The 17,182-nt window shown below is 59.4% G+C and carries 14 protein-coding genes; 10 read left to right on the forward strand and 4 right to left on the reverse strand.

Annotation, left to right across the window (positions count from 1 at the left end; translation table 11 throughout):
- Positions 1 to 23 precede the first annotated feature (23 nt).
- Positions 24 to 929, forward strand: a complete 906-nt coding sequence (locus JFU04_RS08330) for a DUF808 domain-containing protein (RefSeq protein ID WP_201143835.1) — start codon at positions 24 to 26, stop codon at positions 927 to 929.
- A gap of 135 nt (positions 930 to 1,064) precedes the next feature.
- On the opposite strand, the gene JFU04_RS08335 is transcribed toward JFU04_RS08330, so the two are convergent.
- Both JFU04_RS08335 and JFU04_RS08340 read right to left on the reverse strand, forming a co-directional pair.
- Positions 1,065 to 1,853 carry an MlaA family lipoprotein gene (locus JFU04_RS08335; RefSeq protein WP_065901571.1) on the reverse strand — a complete coding sequence of 263 codons (789 nt, stop codon included), beginning with the start codon at positions 1,851 to 1,853 and terminating at the stop codon, positions 1,065 to 1,067.
- Entirely contained in the window at positions 1,846 to 3,144 is a 1,299-nt protein-coding gene (locus JFU04_RS08340) for a serine/threonine protein kinase (RefSeq protein ID WP_065901569.1), read from the reverse strand. The genes JFU04_RS08335 and JFU04_RS08340 overlap by 8 nt, the downstream gene beginning before the upstream one ends.
- Before the next feature lie 235 nt (positions 3,145 to 3,379).
- Between JFU04_RS08340 and JFU04_RS08345 the strand changes: the two genes are divergently transcribed.
- On the forward strand, positions 3,380 to 3,748 hold the full coding sequence (locus JFU04_RS08345; protein WP_120447997.1) for a hypothetical protein: 369 nt from the start codon (positions 3,380 to 3,382) through the stop codon (positions 3,746 to 3,748).
- A gap of 70 nt (positions 3,749 to 3,818) precedes the next feature.
- Here JFU04_RS08345 and JFU04_RS08350 read toward each other — a convergent pair whose 3' ends face one another.
- Positions 3,819 to 5,372: a glycoside hydrolase family 17 protein gene (locus JFU04_RS08350; RefSeq protein ID WP_201143836.1), complete on the reverse strand. Its 1,554-nt coding sequence runs from the start codon at positions 5,370 to 5,372 to the stop codon at positions 3,819 to 3,821.
- A 332-nt stretch (positions 5,373 to 5,704) separates the two neighbouring features.
- On the opposite strand from JFU04_RS08350, the gene JFU04_RS08355 reads away from it, so the two are divergent.
- The 3 genes from JFU04_RS08355 (at position 5,705) to JFU04_RS08365 (ending at position 8,807) form a co-directional block, all read left to right on the forward strand.
- Positions 5,705 to 6,556, forward strand: coding sequence for a glycine betaine ABC transporter substrate-binding protein (locus JFU04_RS08355; protein WP_065901566.1), 852 nt, complete (start codon positions 5,705 to 5,707; stop codon positions 6,554 to 6,556).
- Positions 6,557 to 6,840: 284 nt separating this feature from the next.
- Positions 6,841 to 7,152, forward strand: a complete 312-nt coding sequence (locus JFU04_RS08360) for a DUF485 domain-containing protein (RefSeq protein WP_016972153.1) — start codon at positions 6,841 to 6,843, stop codon at positions 7,150 to 7,152.
- Positions 7,149 to 8,807 (forward strand): cation acetate symporter, encoded by a 1,659-nt coding sequence (locus JFU04_RS08365; RefSeq protein WP_065901564.1) that lies wholly within the window; start codon positions 7,149 to 7,151, stop codon positions 8,805 to 8,807. Before JFU04_RS08360 ends, JFU04_RS08365 begins: the two co-directional genes overlap by 4 nt.
- A gap of 356 nt (positions 8,808 to 9,163) precedes the next feature.
- Here the strand turns inward: JFU04_RS08365 and gltA are convergent, their stop codons facing one another.
- Entirely contained in the window at positions 9,164 to 10,453 is a 1,290-nt protein-coding gene (gene gltA, locus JFU04_RS08370; RefSeq protein WP_014717728.1) for a citrate synthase, read from the reverse strand.
- Between the two features lie 364 nt (positions 10,454 to 10,817).
- Here gltA and sdhC point away from each other — a divergent pair, with 364 nt between their 5' ends.
- The 5 genes from sdhC to JFU04_RS08395 all read left to right on the forward strand — a co-directional run bounded on the left by sdhC (position 10,818) and on the right by JFU04_RS08395 (position 17,139).
- Positions 10,818 to 11,192, forward strand: coding sequence for a succinate dehydrogenase, cytochrome b556 subunit (gene sdhC / locus JFU04_RS08375; protein WP_003172804.1), 375 nt, complete (start codon positions 10,818 to 10,820; stop codon positions 11,190 to 11,192).
- Entirely contained in the window at positions 11,186 to 11,554 is a 369-nt protein-coding gene (sdhD, locus tag JFU04_RS08380; protein ID WP_003172805.1) for a succinate dehydrogenase, hydrophobic membrane anchor protein, read from the forward strand. The genes sdhC and sdhD overlap by 7 nt, the downstream gene beginning before the upstream one ends.
- Before the next feature lie 3 nt (positions 11,555 to 11,557).
- Positions 11,558 to 13,330: a succinate dehydrogenase flavoprotein subunit gene (sdhA, locus tag JFU04_RS08385; protein WP_065901559.1), complete on the forward strand. Its 1,773-nt coding sequence runs from the start codon at positions 11,558 to 11,560 to the stop codon at positions 13,328 to 13,330.
- A gap of 11 nt (positions 13,331 to 13,341) precedes the next feature.
- Positions 13,342 to 14,046, forward strand: a complete 705-nt coding sequence (locus tag JFU04_RS08390; RefSeq protein WP_003172807.1) for a succinate dehydrogenase iron-sulfur subunit — start codon at positions 13,342 to 13,344, stop codon at positions 14,044 to 14,046.
- 261 nt (positions 14,047 to 14,307) lie between these two features.
- Positions 14,308 to 17,139: a 2-oxoglutarate dehydrogenase E1 component gene (locus tag JFU04_RS08395; RefSeq protein WP_065901555.1), complete on the forward strand. Its 2,832-nt coding sequence runs from the start codon at positions 14,308 to 14,310 to the stop codon at positions 17,137 to 17,139.
- Positions 17,140 to 17,182: the final 43 nt, after the last annotated feature.

The raw sequence follows: 17,182 nt of genomic DNA on the forward strand, positions 1-17,182 counted from the left end.
TTCTCACGGCAGGAAGTCCCCCAATGGCAGGAAGCAGTTTGCTGGTACTGATCGACGACATCGCTGCGGTGCTCGACGATGTGGCGTTGATGACCAAGATGGCCGCCAAGAAAACCGCCGGGGTCCTCGGCGATGACCTGGCACTCAACGCCCAGCAGGTCTCTGGAGTACGCGCCGAACGGGAGATCCCGGTGGTGTGGGCGGTGGCCAAGGGCTCGTTTCTCAACAAGCTGATTTTGGTGCCGGCGGCGCTGTTGATCAGTGCGTTTGCGCCTTGGGCGGTCACGCCGCTGTTGATGCTGGGCGGGGCTTACTTGTGTTTCGAGGGGTTTGAAAAGCTCGCGCACACCTTCCTGCACAAACGCACCGAAGAGCAGGCGCATCTGGTCGAGGCCGTGGCCGACCCGGCAACCGACCTGGTGGCGTACGAAAAGGACAAGATCAAAGGCGCGATCCGCACCGACTTCATCCTCTCGGCGGAAATCATCGCCATCACCCTCGGCACCGTGGCCGCTGCACCGTTGATGCAGCAGGTGGTCGTGCTGTCGGGCATTGCCATCGTCATGACCATTGGCGTGTATGGCCTGGTGGCCGGCATCGTCAAGCTCGATGACCTGGGCCTGTGGCTCACCCAGAAGCCCGGCCAGATGGCGCGCAGCATCGGCGGCGCAATCTTGCGCGCGGCGCCGTACATGATGAAAAGCCTGTCGGTGATTGGTACTGCGGCGATGTTCATGGTCGGCGGCGGCATCCTGACCCATGGCGTGCCGGTGGTGCATCACTGGATCGAGACGGTCAGCCAAAGTACCGCAGGCTTGGCGTGGTTAATGCCGACCTTGCTGAATGCGGTGGCAGGGATCATTGCGGGGGCGGTGGTGTTGGCCGTGGTGTCGGTGGTTGGCAAGGTATGGCGAGCGACGAAAAGCTGATTCACGGCTGTTCAAGCTTAATCCTACTGTTCCAGACGGCAGGTGTGCCTCCTGGTCACGGTGTCAGCTGAGTCAGCAAAATCAGCGCAATAAAAAAGGCCATTCATTCGAATGGCCTTTTTTTGTCAGCGGTTACTACTCCGCAATCTGCAACTTGCGCGACTCGGTATAGATATACCGCACCTTTTCATACTCGAACGGTGAGTTCATCTGCCCATAGCGGAAGCTGGTCTGGTAGCGCTTGTCGACCGCGCGCAGGGCCCAGATTTCCGGGTGGTTTTCGCTGACTTTGGACACGTTGAGGAAGTTGATCTCGGTCTCCGCGCCGTAATCGACCAGCAAGCCCGTGGTGTCACGCAGGTTCGACGGGCCGAAGATCGGCAGCACCAGGTACGCGCCGCCTGGCACGCCATAGAAGCCCAGGGTCTGGCCGAAGTCTTCGCTCTGGCGCGGCAGGCCCATGGCGGTGGCCGGGTCCCACAGGCCGGCGATGCCGATGGTGGTGTTGAGCAGCAGGCGCCCGGTGGTTTCCAGGGAGCGGTGGCCCTTGAGCTGCAGCAGGCTGTTCAACAGGTTGGGCACGTCGCCCAGGTTGTTGAAGAAATTGCTCACTCCGGTGCGCAGGAAGCTCGGGGTGACGTAACGGTAACCGTCGACCACCGGCAGGAACACCCATTGGTCGAAGCGGTAGTTGAAGTGGTACACGCGGCGGTTCCACGACTCCAGCGGGTCGTAGACGTTGAGCGCGGTCAGCGACGAACGCTCGAACTCGCGTTGGTCCAGTCCCGGGTTGAACTTGAGCTTGGTCAGCGGTTCCTTGAAGCCATCGGAGCCCACCACGGTAGGCGCATGGGCCTTGCTGTTGTCGGCGTTGGCCACGCCTGCGCACATCAAGGCGGCAAGCAGCAGAAGATATTTAGCCACGGAAGAACTCCAGCATGGCGTCGGCGTTGACGCGGTAATTGAGGTTGCCGCAGTGGCCGCCCAGCGGGTAGACGGTCAAGCGATCGCCGAAGGTTGTACGCAGGAAACCGAGGTCGCCGGGGCCCAGGATCACATCGTCGGCGTTGTGCATGACGGCGATTTTCGGGCTGTTGTGCAGGTAATCCTTGAGTGCATACAGGCTGACCTGGTCAACCAGTTGCAGCAGGCTGCCGCCATCGGAACGGGCGCGCCACATCGGGATGACCTGCTCGGTCAGGTAGCAGTCGAAATCGCATTGCAGCGCACGCTTGAGGAACGGCGTGAGGCTGGTGCCTTCGGTGATCGGGTATTTCGGCGGGATGATCAGGCCACGGCGGTTGATCAGGTCCGAAGTGAAGGCAATGTCGGCGGCCGAGAAGCGGAAGGAGGTGCCGATCAGCATGGCCATCTGTTCGTTGGTCAGGTGCTGCTTGGAGTTCTGGAAGTCGTAGAGCAGGGCGTCATTGAGGTCGATGTAGCCCTTTTGCTGGAAGTAGCGGGTGAGCTTGTTCAACACCAGCTCATAGAACGTGGTGGTGTTGTTGATGCCCTTGACCTCGGTCTGGACCAGTTTGTCGAGGTTGGTGATCGAGGTGTAGAGGTTGACCGGCGGGTTGAGCAGCAGCACTTTCTTGAAGTTGAAGCTGCGGCGGGTCTCGTCGAGCTTGCTGACAAAGGCCGCATCCAGGGCGCCGAGGCTGTAGCCGGTGAGGTAGAAGTCGGTTACCGGCAGCGAGGCATTCTGTGCACGCACGGCCTGCATCACGCGGTACATGTCTTCGGCGTCTTCCTGGCTGATCCCAGGGGTGGCAAAGCGCGAAGCCGAGGCGATGAAGTCGAAGCTGGTCGGCGACGACAGTTGCACCACGTGGTAGCCGGCCTGGTAATAGAGTTTTTTCAGGTATTCGTTGATGCTGCTGTCAAACCGCGCACCGGTACCTGCGATCAGGAAGATCAGCGGGGCGGCACGGTCCTGCTTGGCGATGCGGTAAGTCAGCTTCTTCACCGCCCAGAAGTTGTCCGGCAGGCTGAATTCGCGCTCGGGGCGCATGTTCAGGGTGTAGTCGGACTGATTGATCTCGTCGTCGCTCGGCAATTTGGGCCGCAGGTCAGGCGGTGTGGTTGCGATGGTCGCTTCGAACGGGTTGGTCAAAGGGTAGCCATAGCTGGCTTGGTCGATATCGACGGCCAGTGCTGACGCACTCAAAAAAAGGCTGCCCAGCAAGGCAGCACAGCGCAAGGAACGGAGCATGACTTTATCCCTAAGAGGAAACGTGCTGAATGAAGTTCGCAGGCTATGACCACCGCGTTGCCACCGAAGTGCCAGCCCTCGGCACGAAAAGTCGGAAAAAAACGTCGGAATCGGGGTAATAGTAGCCAGACGATACACTTTGGCACGCTTTGTTGAACAGTTATCTGCGTACACACCTTGCTAACGGCCGCCGGCGCATTAAGCTGAGCGCCGTTTTTGCCTATCGGAGTGCCCCATGTCTCGCCGCTTGCCGTTGATTTTGCTGCTTATCGCCTTGCCGTTGTGGCTGGCTGCCAGCTATGCCGCGCGTTATGGCTTCATGGAGGATGGCCAGTGGGTCGGCATCTGTGCGGATGAGGCCAGCCGCTGGGAATGCCAGGTGCGTTCGAACCTGGGCCTGATGATTCACTTCAAGGTGTTGGGCTGGGCGGCACTGGTGACGTCGGTGCTCGCGTTTTTCGTGCCGGGCCGTGCGGGGTGGGGTTTGGCGGTGTTAGGGCTGGTATTCGGCCTGCCGGCGCTGGCGTTGTACAACACCACCTTCGCGGTGTTTGCGGTGGTGATCGCGGGGTTGCGGTTGGTGCGCAAGAACAGGGCCATCTGAATAGGCGCTATCGCCGGCAAGCCAGCGCCTACGATCAAGTGTAGGCACTGGCTGGCCGACGAAAGTGGTGTTACGCCTTACGCACTCGCAGACAGCGCCACAACGCTACAACCATGAGCAGGCTAACCACCGCCCAACCCCACGCCTGCTGGTTCAACAACCCTTCACGGTACAACTGCGGCGCAACGCCGGCGCCGATGATGAAGGTCAGCAGGGCAATCTCCCGGCGTGGCCCGGTCACCGGGCGTACCAGGTACACCAAGGCCGGCAATACCAGCGCTGCACTCGGGAAGCTGCGATAACGTGGGTCGAACACCAGCGCCAGCATCATCACGGCGCCAGCAAAGCCGGCGATTGCCACCAGCCAGCCCGCGCGCTGCTCCAGCCAGTTGAACGCCCGCTCGCGCCAACCTTCGCGTGCGCTCAAGGCCAGCGCAGCGTGGGCCAGCACCAGCAGGTTCAGCGCGACCAGTAACCCGGCCCATACCCACTCATCATTGAAACGCGCGGTCACGCGAGTCAGTTCAGCCCAGGTGCCGATGGAGCAGGCCGCCACTGCGCCCAGCAGCGGCAGGGCAAACGCGGCCCGGGTGCTGCGCACGCGACCGCCGAGCGCCAGCGTGCCCAGCAGGATAATCCCGCCCACCCCCAGCCACAGCGGCCAATACGGCACGTTGGTCACCGGGCCGGCAAGGATGCCCTTGTCCTGGCGATCGGCATCGAACAGGCCCCAGTAACCGCCGACGGCGCCTTCACTCGCGCGCTTCCACGGCTGGTCAAAGGCTTCGATCAGGTTGTAATGCCAGCCATTGGCTTCAGCCATGGCGACGAAACCCCGCATGAACTTGGCCTCATTGACCCGGCTCGGCACCGCCGTTTCGCGCTGGCGGCCTTCGCTCGGCCAGCCGGTCTCGCCGATCAACACGTCCTTGGGGGCAAACTTGTTGCCGAACGTCTGGCGTACATCGCCCACGTGCTTGAGCGCCTGGTCGATGCCGGACGGATCATCTTCCCAGTAGGGCAGCAAGTGAATGGTCAGGAAATCCACCGCCGGGGCGATTTCCGGGTGTTGCAGCCAGAACTCCCAGACATCGGCGTAGGTGACCGGCTGCTTGATCTGGCTTTTGACGGTATGGATCAGCGTCACCAGCTGTTTGGCGGTGACCTCCTTGCGCAGCAGGGCTTCATTGCCGACGATCACCGACGTCACTACATCGGGGTTGGCGTTGGCGGCAGCGATCAACGCGTGGATTTCTTTTTCGGTGGCAACCGGGTCACTGCTGACCCAGGCGCCGGCCATCAGTTTCAATCCATGCTTGCGCGCCATTTCCGGCAAGGCTTCCAGGCCGGTCATGGAGTAGGTGCGGATGCATTCGAAGCGGGTGGCCAGCAGGGCGAGGTCGGCGTCCATGCGCTCGGGACGCAGCTTGAACGGCTGGTCGAAGGGCGATTGGTCTTTGTCGAACGGCGTGTAGGATGCACATTGCAGCTTGTGGCTGGCGCTGGCGACATCCGGCAGCACGACCGGGCGGCCGAGGCCGTACCAATAGCCAGCGAGGGCCAGCAGGCCGAGGATCAAGGCGAAGCAATAGGGCAGGGCAGGGAAGCGGGCGGTCGCGGGCATGGTCGGCTTATCTGGAGGAGCAAAGGCGCGCATCTTACCCGGATTTGCCCCGTCCCAGTGGGGCTGCATAATTTTGACATGCAAAGTTCGGGCGGGATTCCGGGTTCGAGTCCTACAAAACTTCCTACTGGCGATGTGATGTCGTTTCTTGCTTGCATGAGGTCGCTGACAGAGCAGGTCCGAGGTTCCGGCAGGTTGATGATCGAAGTGTCAGTTCTCCGCTGGCGGCGCACTACCGTGATTGATGCGCGTGAAGGGGGCGCGGTGCACCACATAACAACAGGTTGACGTCGCTCGGCATCCGCCGGGCGCAGCACTTTCGGGGAAGTACTATGAAGATGCGACGACTCTTGGGCGCGGCTGCCACGCTGGTAGTTGCGATGAGCTCCACACTGGCCAGTGCCGACAGCAAAACCCTGAGCATCGGCTACGTGGACGGTTGGTCGGACAGCGTTGCCACCACCCACGTGGCGGCAGAGGTGATCAAGGAAAAGCTCGGTTATGACGTGAAACTGCAGGCCGTCGCCACCGGGATCATGTGGCAGGGCGTGGCCACCGGCAAGCTCGACGCCATGCTTTCCGCATGGTTGCCCGTGACCCACGGCGAGTATTGGGCCAAGAACAAGGACAAGGTGGTCGACTACGGCCCCAACTTCAAGGATGCGAAGATCGGCCTGATCGTACCGGAGTACGTCAAGGCCAAGTCCATCGAAGACCTCAAGACCGACACCACCTTCAAGAACAAGATCGTCGGCATCGACGCCGGCTCAGGCGTGATGCTCAAGACCGACGAGGCGATCAAGGCCTATGGCCTGGACTACAAGCTGCAAGCCAGTTCGGGCGCCGCGATGATCGCCGAGCTGACCCGTGCCGAAGACAAACAGGAATCCATTGCGGTCACCGGTTGGGTGCCACACTGGATGTTCGCCAAGTGGAAACTGCGTTTCCTGGACGATCCAAAAGGGATTTATGGTGCTGCTGAAACCGTCAACAGCATCGGCAGCAAGGGCCTGGAGAAGAAAGCGCCGGAAGTCGCAGCCTTCCTGAAGAAATTCCAGTGGGCCTCCAAGGACGAAATCGGCGAAGTCATGCTGGCGATTCAAGAGGGCGCCAAGCCTGACGCAGCGGCCAAGGATTGGGTCGCCAAGCACCCTGAGCGGGTGGCCGAGTGGGTGGGTAAATAAGGGTTAACCCTGTAGAAGTCACGCAGCAGGCCTAATGTGGGAGCGGGCTTGCTCGCGAATGCGGTGTGTCAGTCAGCACATTTATTGACTGATGTACGGCATTCGCGAGCAAGCCCGCTCCCACATTTTTTTGCCTGCATTCGGGCTGTTGTTTATTTGTTGACTGAAAAACTTGCGAAGTTGCTATCTCGCTCTACTACTAAGGTCGTCTGGAACCTGTCCCGCAGCCGCATACAGTGGATACGTTCCAATAATAAAAAAGCTGTGCTGCGAGGATAAAAACAATGAACGACAGCATTTACCTCTCGATTCAAAACAGCCCGCGTTTCAAGGAGCTGGTCAGAAAAAGGGAAAGGTTCGCCTGGATTCTCTCGGCGATCATGCTAGGGCTTTACTCCGCTTTCATCCTGTTGATCGCCTATGGGCCACAAGTGCTGGGGGCCAAGCTCAGCCCCGGTTCGTCGATTACCTGGGGCATTCCCCTGGGCGTCGGGCTGATTGTGTCTGCCTTTATCCTGACCGGCATCTACGTGCGCCGGGCCAATGGCGAGTTTGACGACCTGAACAATGCGATTCTCAAGGAGGCTGCGCAATGATCCGGCGTCTACTGGCAATATTCGGCGCGTCGCTGTTTGCGCCTGCTCTTTGGGCGGCGGACGCATTGACCGGTGAAGTGCACAAGCAACCGTTGAACGTCTCGGCCATCGTGATGTTTGTCGCGTTTGTCGGTGCCACCCTGTGCATCACCTACTGGGCTTCCAAGCGCAACAAGTCGGCGGCCGACTACTATGCGGCCGGCGGCAAGATCACCGGCTTCCAGAATGGCCTGGCGATTGCCGGCGACTATATGTCGGCGGCGTCTTTCCTGGGTATTTCCGCCCTGGTGTTCACCTCCGGCTACGACGGCCTGATCTACTCGATCGGCTTCCTGGTGGGCTGGCCGATCATTCTGTTCCTGATCGCCGAGCGCCTGCGTAACCTGGGCAAGTACACCTTTGCCGACGTGGCGTCCTACCGCTTGGGCCAGACCCAGATCCGCAGCCTGTCGGCATGTGGCTCGCTGGTGGTGGTGGCGTTCTACCTGATCGCGCAGATGGTCGGTGCCGGCAAGCTGATCCAGCTGCTGTTCGGCCTGGACTACCATGTCGCCGTGATCCTGGTAGGTATCCTGATGTGCCTGTATGTGCTGTTCGGCGGCATGCTGGCGACCACCTGGGTGCAGATCATCAAGGCCGTACTGTTGCTGTCCGGTGCCTCGTTCATGGCGCTGATGGTGATGAAGCACGTCAACTTCGACTTCAACACGCTGTTCGCCGAAGCGATCAAGGTTCACCCTAAAGGTGAGGCGATCATGAGCCCTGGCGGCTTGGTCAAAGACCCGATCTCGGCATTCTCCTTGGGGCTTGCGCTGATGTTCGGTACCGCTGGCCTGCCGCACATCCTGATGCGCTTCTTCACCGTAAGCGACGCCAAGGAAGCGCGTAAGAGCGTGCTGTATGCCACAGGCTTCATCGGTTACTTCTACATCCTGACCTTTATCATCGGCTTCGGCGCGATCCTGCTGGTCAGCACCAACCCGGCGTTCAAGGATGCTGCAGGCGCCTTGCTCGGCGGTAACAATATGGCGGCAGTGCACCTGGCCAACGCGGTGGGTGGCAGTATCTTCCTGGGCTTCATCTCGGCCGTGGCGTTTGCCACCATCCTGGCAGTGGTTGCCGGTTTGACCCTGGCGGGTGCCTCGGCGGTGTCCCATGACCTGTATGCCAGCGTGATCAAGAAAGGCAAGGCCAACGAGAAGGATGAGATTCGCGTGTCGAAGATCACCACCATCGCCCTGGCTGTATTGGCGATCGGCTTGGGTATCCTGTTCGAAAGCCAGAACATCGCGTTCATGGTCGGCCTGGCATTCTCGATTGCCGCCAGCTGTAACTTCCCGGTGCTGCTGCTTTCCATGTACTGGAAGAACCTCACCACCCGTGGCGCCATGATTGGCGGCTGGCTGGGCCTGGTCAGTGCGGTTGGCCTGATGATCCTGGGCCCGACCATCTGGGTCTCGATCCTGCACCATGAAAAAGCCATCTTCCCGTACGAATACCCGGCGCTGTTCTCGATGATCATCGCGTTCGTGGGCATCTGGTTCTTCTCCATCACCGACAAGTCGGCGGCGGCAGAGAAAGAGCGTGCGCTGTACTTCCCGCAGTTTGTGCGTTCGCAGACTGGCCTGGGAGCGAGTGGGGCGGTTAACCACTAATCGCTGTAGCTGTTACAAAAAAATGCCCCGGTCGCGAGATCGGGGCTTTTTTTTGCTTTTATTGGTAACGGATACGACAAAACTGTTTCTCAAATCCAGCAGCAATAAGACTGCCTGGCGAGGCCGTTTTCACCCCTGTGCACGGTAACGCTGACTGTCACGTGAGGCATTCCCCCGCAGAACGTAGGAACGGTCAGCCACGACCCATTGCAGGAGCCGGTTTGCGGCGATGGTAGCCTGGAGCCTGGCGCTGTCCTTGCGGGCCTCACTACAGTGGGGGAGGGGGCGTTGGGGCTGCAGAAACAAATAAGGCCTCCAGAGGAGGCCTTATTCAGTGCAAGGAGGCAGTCAGCTGCTTACTTGCGATCTTCCAGCTTGGTGATGTCACGCGACTCGTAGCCGGTGTACAGCTGGCGCGGGCGGCCAATCTTGTACGGGCTGGAGAGCATTTCTTTCCAGTGGGAGATCCAGCCCACGGTCCGCGCCAGGGCGAAGATCACGGTGAACATGCTGGTTGGAATGCCGATCGCCTTGAGGATGATCCCCGAGTAGAAGTCGACGTTCGGGTACAGCGAGCGTTCGATGAAGTACGGGTCGGTCAGGGCGATCTCTTCCAGGCGCATGGCCAGTTCGAGTTGCGGATCGTTCTTGATCCCCAGTTCCTTCAGGACTTCGTCGCAGGTCTGCTTCATCACGGTGGCGCGCGGGTCACGGTTCTTGTAGACGCGGTGACCGAAGCCCATCAGCTTGAACGGATCGTTCTTGTCCTTGGCCTTGGCGATGAAGGTGTCGATGTTCGAGACATCGCCGATTTCATCGAGCATGGTCAGTACGGCTTCGTTCGCACCGCCGTGGGCAGGGCCCCACAGTGCGGCGATACCGGCGGCGATACAGGCGAACGGGTTGGCACCCGAAGAGCCAGCCAGGCGTACGGTAGAGGTGGAGGCGTTCTGCTCGTGGTCGGCGTGGAGGATGAAGATCCGGTCCATTGCCTTGGCCAGCACCGGGCTGATCGGTTTGATCTCGCACGGAGTGTTGAACATCATGTGCAGGAAGTTTTCCGCGTACGTCAGGTCGTTGCGCGGGTACATCATGGGTTGACCCATGGAGTACTTGTAGACCATCGCGGCCAGGGTCGGCATCTTGGCAACCAGGCGGATCGCGGAGATTTCGCGATGCTGCGGGTTATTGATGTCCAGGGAGTCGTGATAGAAGGCCGACAGGGCGCCGACCACACCGCACATGACGGCCATCGGGTGGGCGTCGCGACGGAAGCCGTTGAAGAAGGTCTTCAACTGCTCGTGAACCATGGTGTGGTTCTTCACGGTGCTGACGAACTGCGCTTTCTGCTCGGCTGTTGGCAATTCGCCATTTAGCAGCAGGTAGCAGGTTTCCAGGTAGTCCGATTTCTCAGCCAGTTGCTCGATCGGGTAGCCCCGGTGCAGCAGAATGCCATTATCGCCATCGATATAGGTGATCTTCGACTCGCAAGAGGCGGTCGACATGAAGCCTGGGTCGAATGTGAAACGGCCCGTGGCCGTCAGGCCCCGTACGTCGATAACATCGGGACCAACGGTGCCGGTTAAAATGGGCAGCTCGACGGGGGCTGCGCCCTCGATGATCAACTGCGCTTTTTTGTCAGCCATGTGGCCTCCTATTTATGCTTCAAATCATCAGACAGACCCCCCACGCAGGGCCCGCACCACTATAGTGAGATAAATTCAGATGTCAATTTGCCTAAAGTCTTGCTCCAGAAGGCTTTAACCGTACTTTTTCCTCGAAATTGACTGCCATTTACGCCTTTTATCCCGCCAGCGCAATCAGCTATTAGGGTGAGGAGCGCGCGTTGTCATTAGTAACCTAACTGTCTATACTCGGCCACCGACCGCCAAGGGCTTTTGGGCTTGCTTTCATTGGGGGTCGCACTCCCTGGGTGGTGCTTACCTGACCAGTGCACTCCCCAACAACTTTGCCCTGATTGTTAGGGGCTCTTCAGTGTGAAAAAAAGCCGTGAATAGCCAACGACCTGTAAACCTAGACCTAAGGACCATCAAACTCCCCATCACCGGCGTTACGTCGTTCCTGCACCGTGTTTCCGGCATCATCCTGTTCCTGGGCTTGGGCATCATGCTTTATGCATTGAGCAAATCCCTGGGTTCCGAGGAAGGATACGCCGAGGTGAAGGCATGCTTGACCAGCCCGCTGGCCAAGTTCGTAGCATGGGGCCTCCTGTCCGCTCTGCTGTATCACCTGGTAGCCGGTGTGCGCCACTTGATCATGGATATGGGCATCGGTGAGACGCTGGAAGGCGGCCGACTGGGCTCGAAAATCATCATCGCCATTTCCGTGGTGCTGATCGTTCTGGCAGGAGTTTGGATATGGTAACCAGCGTTACGAATCTGTCGCGTTCGGGCCTCTATGACTGGATGGCACAGCGTGTGTCTGCGGTCGTTCTCGCGGCTTATTTCATTTTCCTGATCGGATACCTCGTCGCAAACCCGGGCATTGGCTATGAGCAATGGCACGGCCTGTTTTCCCACAATGCGATGCGAATCTTCAGTCTGCTGGCACTTGTAGCCCTGGGCGCACACGCCTGGGTCGGCATGTGGACCATCGCGACCGACTACCTGACGCCAATGGCGCTGGGCAAGTCCGCGACTGCAGTACGTTTCCTCTTCCAGGCAGTATGCGGCGTCGCGATGTTCGCTTACTTCGTCTGGGGTGTGCAGATTCTTTGGGGTATCTGATTCATGGCTAACATTCCAACTATTTCATTCGACGCCATCATTATTGGTGGCGGCGGTGCTGGCATGCGCGCAGCGCTGCAGCTGGCCCAGGGCGGTCACAAGACTGCCGTGATCACCAAGGTGTTCCCGACGCGTTCCCACACCGTCTCGGCCCAGGGTGGCATCACCTGCGCCATCGCCTCTGCCGACCCGAACGATGACTGGCGCTGGCACATGTACGATACCGTCAAGGGTTCCGACTACATCGGTGACCAGGACGCTATCGAATACATGTGTCAGGAAGGCCCGGCTGCCGTATTCGAGCTGGACCACATGGGTCTGCCGTTCTCGCGTACCGAGCAAGGTCGTATCTACCAGCGTCCATTCGGCGGCCAGTCGAAGGATTACGGTAAAGGCGGCCAGGCTGCCCGTACCTGCGCTGCGTCCGACCGTACCGGTCACGCGCTGCTGCACACCCTTTATCAGGGCAACCTGAAAGCCGGCACCACGTTCCTGAACGAGTACTACGCGGTTGACTTGGTCAAGAACGCGCAAGGCGAGTTCGTCGGTGTGATCGCCATCTGCATCGAAACCGGTGAAACCACCTACATCCGCGCCAAGGCAACTGTCCTGGCGACCGGCGGTGCAGGTCGTATCTACGCGTCGACCACCAATGCACTGATCAACACCGGTGACGGCGTTGGCATGGCCCTGCGTGCTGGCGTGCCGGTGCAAGACATCGAGATGTGGCAGTTCCACCCGACCGGTATCGCCGGCGCGGGCGTACTGGTTACCGAAGGTTGCCGTGGTGAAGGTGGTTACCTGATCAACAAGCACGGCGAGCGTTTCATGGAGCGTTATGCTCCGAACGCGAAAGACCTGGCGGGTCGTGACGTTGTTGCCCGTTCGATGGTCAAGGAAATCATCGCCGGCAACGGCTGTGGCCCGAACGGCGACCACGTACTGCTCAAGCTCGATCACCTCGGCGAAGAAGTGCTGCATAGCCGCCTGCCAGGTATCTGCGAGCTGTCCAAGACCTTTGCTCACGTTGACCCGGTGGTTGCTCCGGTGCCGGTTGTTCCGACTTGCCACTATATGATGGGCGGCGTGCCGACCAACATTCATGGCCAGGCGATCACCCAGAACGCCGAAGGCCAGGATGAAATCATCCACGGTCTGTTCGCGGTAGGCGAAGTGGCTTGCGTATCGGTTCACGGTGCCAACCGCCTGGGCGGCAACTCGCTGCTCGACCTGGTGGTATTCGGCCGTGCTGCTGGCCTGCACCTGGAAAAAGCGCTGACCGACGGCATCGAATACGATGACGCGACCGACGCCAACATTGAGGCCGCCCTGGCGCGCCTGAACGCTCTGAACGAGCGTACCGATGGCGAAGACGTGGCGACCCTGCGTCGCGAGCTGCAAAGCTGCATGCAGAACTACTTCGGTGTATTCCGTACCGGCGAATACATGCAGAAGGGTATTGCCCAGCTGGCTGACCTGCGCAAGCGCATCGCCAACGTCAAGATCAACGATAAGAGCCAGGCCTTCAACACCGCTCGTATCGAAGCTCTTGAGCTGCAAAACCTGCTCGAAGTGGCTGAAGCGACTGCGATCGCCGCCGAGGTTCGTAAAGAATCCCGTGGTGCTCACGCTCGTGAAGACTTTGAAGATCGCGACGACGAAAACTGGCTGTGCCACACCCTGTACTTCCCGGGTGACAAGCGCGTTGCCAAGCGTGCCGTGAACTTCTCGCCGAAGACGGTTCCGACGTTTGAACCGAAGATTCGGACTTACTAAGGGTGGCTGCCATGTTGAAAGTCAGTGTTTACCGCTACAACCCTGATCAGGACGCTGCGCCGTTCATGCAGGAATTCCAGGTCGATACCGGTGGTAAAGACCTGATGGTGCTGGATGTATTGGCACTGATCAAAGAGCAGGACGAAGGTTTCTCCTATCGTCGCTCTTGCCGTGAAGGTGTATGCGGTTCCGACGGCATGAACATCAACGGCAAAAACGGCCTGGCGTGCATCACGCCACTGTCCGCTGTCGTCAAAGGCAACAAGCTGATCGTTCGTCCTCTGCCAGGTTTGCCGGTTATCCGTGACCTGGTCGTCGATATGAGCATCTTCTACAAGCAATACGAGAAAGTTAAGCCGTTCCTGCAGAACGATACTCCGGCTCCGGCCATCGAGCGTCTGCAGTCCCCGGAAGAGCGTGAAAAGCTCGACGGTCTGTACGAGTGCATCCTTTGCGCTTGCTGCTCGACGTCGTGCCCATCCTTCTGGTGGAACCCGGACAAGTTCCTGGGTCCAGCTGCCCTGCTGCAAGCGTACCGCTTCCTGGCAGACAGCCGTGACACCAAGACGTCCGAGCGTCTGGCTTCGCTGGATGACCCGTTCAGCGTATTCCGCTGCCGCGGGATCATGAACTGCGTCAACGTATGTCCCAAAGGCCTGAACCCGACTAAGGCCATTGGTCACATCCGTAACATGCTGCTGCAAAGCGGCGTGTAACGACGTTGTAGTAAAAGCAGGACCGTTGTGCCCGTAAATGCTACGGCGCAGGCTTCAACCGGCGCCGTAGTTTTAACTTGAGCAGCGACTTACAAAGCCGCGGCTCTTATTTTGAAGAAATGAGACAAGCAGGGGCATTCGGGTTGGTACCCGAACTATCAGCGTGATCCTAAGTGGCTTGTTTTGGTCGCTGCACTTGGCCTTTTGCAAGCAAACTCGGTGTTTTCGCCGGTGGTGTCCCCAAATCGAGGGTGACCAAGCATGCAAGAAAGCGTGATGCAGCGCATGTGGAACAGCGGCTATCTTTCAGGTGGTAACGCTGCCTATGTGGAAGAGCTTTATGAGCTCTACCTGCACGACCCTAACGCTGTGCCAGAAGAATGGCGCACCAAATTTCAGACGTTGTCTTCAGACGGCAACGCTGCCACCGATGTATCGCACGCAACAATTCGCGATCAGTTTGTGCTGCTGGCAAAGAACCAGCGCCGCGCCCAACCGGTTTCCGCCGGCAGCGTGAGCAGTGAGCACGAGAAGAAGCAAGTTGAAGTATTGCGACTGATCCAGGCCTACCGGATGCGTGGCCACCAGGCGGCCCAGCTTGACCCGCTGGGGCTCTGGCAGCGTCCTGCACCTGCTGACCTGTCGATCAATCATTACGGCTTGACCAATGCCGATCTTGATACGACCTTCCGTGCCGGCGACCTGTTCATCGGCAAAGAGGAAGCGAGCCTACGCGAAATTCACGAAGCGTTGCAGCAGACATATTGCCGCACCATTGGCGCTGAGTTCACGCACATCACCGATTCCGAGCAACGCCACTGGTTCCAGCATCGCCTGGAAGGCGTGCGTGGCCGTCCGGTGCTGTCTGCCGACGTGCGCAGCCACCTGCTGGAGCGCGTGACCGCAGCTGAAGGTCTCGAGAAATACCTGGGTACCAAATACCCGGGCACCAAGCGTTTCGGCCTGGAAGGCGGCGAAAGCCTGATTCCGATGCTCGACGAGTTGATCCAGCGTTCCGGTTCCTACGGCACCAAGGAAATCGTGATCGGCATGGCTCACCGTGGTCGCCTGAACGTGTTGGTCAACACGTTCGGCAAGAACCCGCGCGAGCTGTTCGACGAGTTCGAAGGCAAGAAGAAGGTCGAGCTGGGCTCCGGTGACGTTAAGTACCACCAGGGTTTCTCGTCCAACGTGATGACCACCGGCGGTGAAGTTCACCTGGCCATGGCGTTCAACCCATCCCACCTGGAAATCGTTTCTCCAGTGGTCGAGGGTTCGGTACGTGCTCGCCAGGATCGTCGTAACGACACCACCGGCGAGAAGGTCCTGCCGATTTCCATCCACGGTGACGCGGCATTCGCCGGTCAGGGCGTGGTCCTGGAAACCTTCCAGATGTCGCAGACTCGCGGCTTCAAGACGGGCGGTACCGTTCACATCGTCATCAACAACCAGGTGGGCTTCACCATCAGCAACCCGTTGGACGCGCGTTCCACCGAGTACGCCACCGACGTTGCCAAGATGATCCAGGCGCCGATCCTCCATGTGAATGGTGATGATCCGGAAGCCGTGCTGTTCGTGACCCAACTGGCCATCGACTACCGCATGCAGTTCAAGCGTGACGTGGTGATCGACCTGGTTTGCTACCGCCGTCGCGGTCACAACGAAGCCGATGAACCAAGCGGCACCCAGCCGTTGATGTACCAGCAGATCACCAAGCAGCGCACTACCCGTGAGCTGTACGCCGAAAGCCTGACCAAGGCCGGCGTGGTTGACGATGCGCGTGTTCAGGCGAAAGTCGACGAATACCGCAACGCGCTGGACAACGGTCTGCATGTAGTGAAAAGCCTGGTCAAGGAGCCGAACAAAGAGTTGTTCGTGGACTGGCGTCCTTACCTGGGCCACGCCTGGACTGCACGTCACGATACCTCGTTCGACTTGAAGACCCTGCAGGAACTGTCTGCCAAGCTGCTGGAAATTCCAGAAGGCTTCGTCGTACAGCGCCAGGTCTCGAAGATCTACGAAGACCGTCAGAAGATGCAAGCCGGCGGCCTGCCGATCAACTGGGGTTACGCCGAAACCATGGCGTACGCGACCCTGGCGTTCGAAGGTCACCCGATCCGCATGACCGGCCAGGACATCGGCCGTGGTACGTTCTCGCACCGTCACGCGGTATTGCACAACCAGAAAGACGCCAGCACCTACGTACCGCTGCAACACCTGTACGAAGGCCAGCCGCGTTTCGACCTGTACGATTCTTTCCTGTCCGAGGAAGCCGTACTGGCGTTCGAATACGGTTACTCGACCACCACGCCGAACGCGCTGGTGATCTGGGAAGCCCAGTTCGGCGACTTCGCCAACGGTGCCCAGGTGGTTATCGACCAGTTCATCACCAGCGGCGAGCACAAGTGGGGCCGTCTGTGCGGTCTGACCATGCTGCTGCCACACGGTTATGAAGGTCAGGGTCCGGAGCACTCCTCGGCCCGTCTGGAGCGTTACCTGCAGCTGTGCGCCGAGCACAACATCCAGGTGTGCGTGCCGACTACCCCGGCCCAGATCTACCACTTGCTGCGTCGCCAGGTGATCCGCCCGCTGCGCAAGCCATTGGTAGTACTGACGCCGAAGTCGCTGCTGCGTCATAAATTGGCCATCTCGACCCTGGAAGATCTGGCTGACGGCTCGTTCCAGACCGTGATTCCAGAAATCGACACGCTGGACGCCGCCAAGGTCACTCGCCTGATCCTGTGCAGCGGCAAGGTCTACTACGACTTGCTGGAAAAACGCCGTGCAGAAGGCCGCGAAGACATCGCCATCGTGCGTATCGAGCAGCTTTATCCGTTCCCGGAAGACGACCTGATGGAGGCCATCGCGCCTTACACCAACCTCACCAACGTGGTGTGGTGTCAGGAAGAACCGATGAACCAGGGCGCGTGGTACAGCAGCCAGCATCACCTGCGTCGCAGCATCGGTAACCACAACAAGGCCCTGGGCCTGGAGTACGCCGGTCGTGATGCTTCTGCTGCACCTGCGTGTGGTTATGCGTCGATGCACGCCGAGCAGCAGGAAAAACTGCTGCAAGATGCTTTCACTGTTTAACGCCTTCGCGCTGACTGAAACCGAATTTTAAGGACCCACAGAT

Origin of the sequence: Pseudomonas sp. TH21 (assembly GCF_016651025.1) — a bacterium.
In the GTDB taxonomy this organism is placed as follows: Bacteria; Pseudomonadota; Gammaproteobacteria; order Pseudomonadales; family Pseudomonadaceae; genus Aquipseudomonas; species Aquipseudomonas aylmerensis.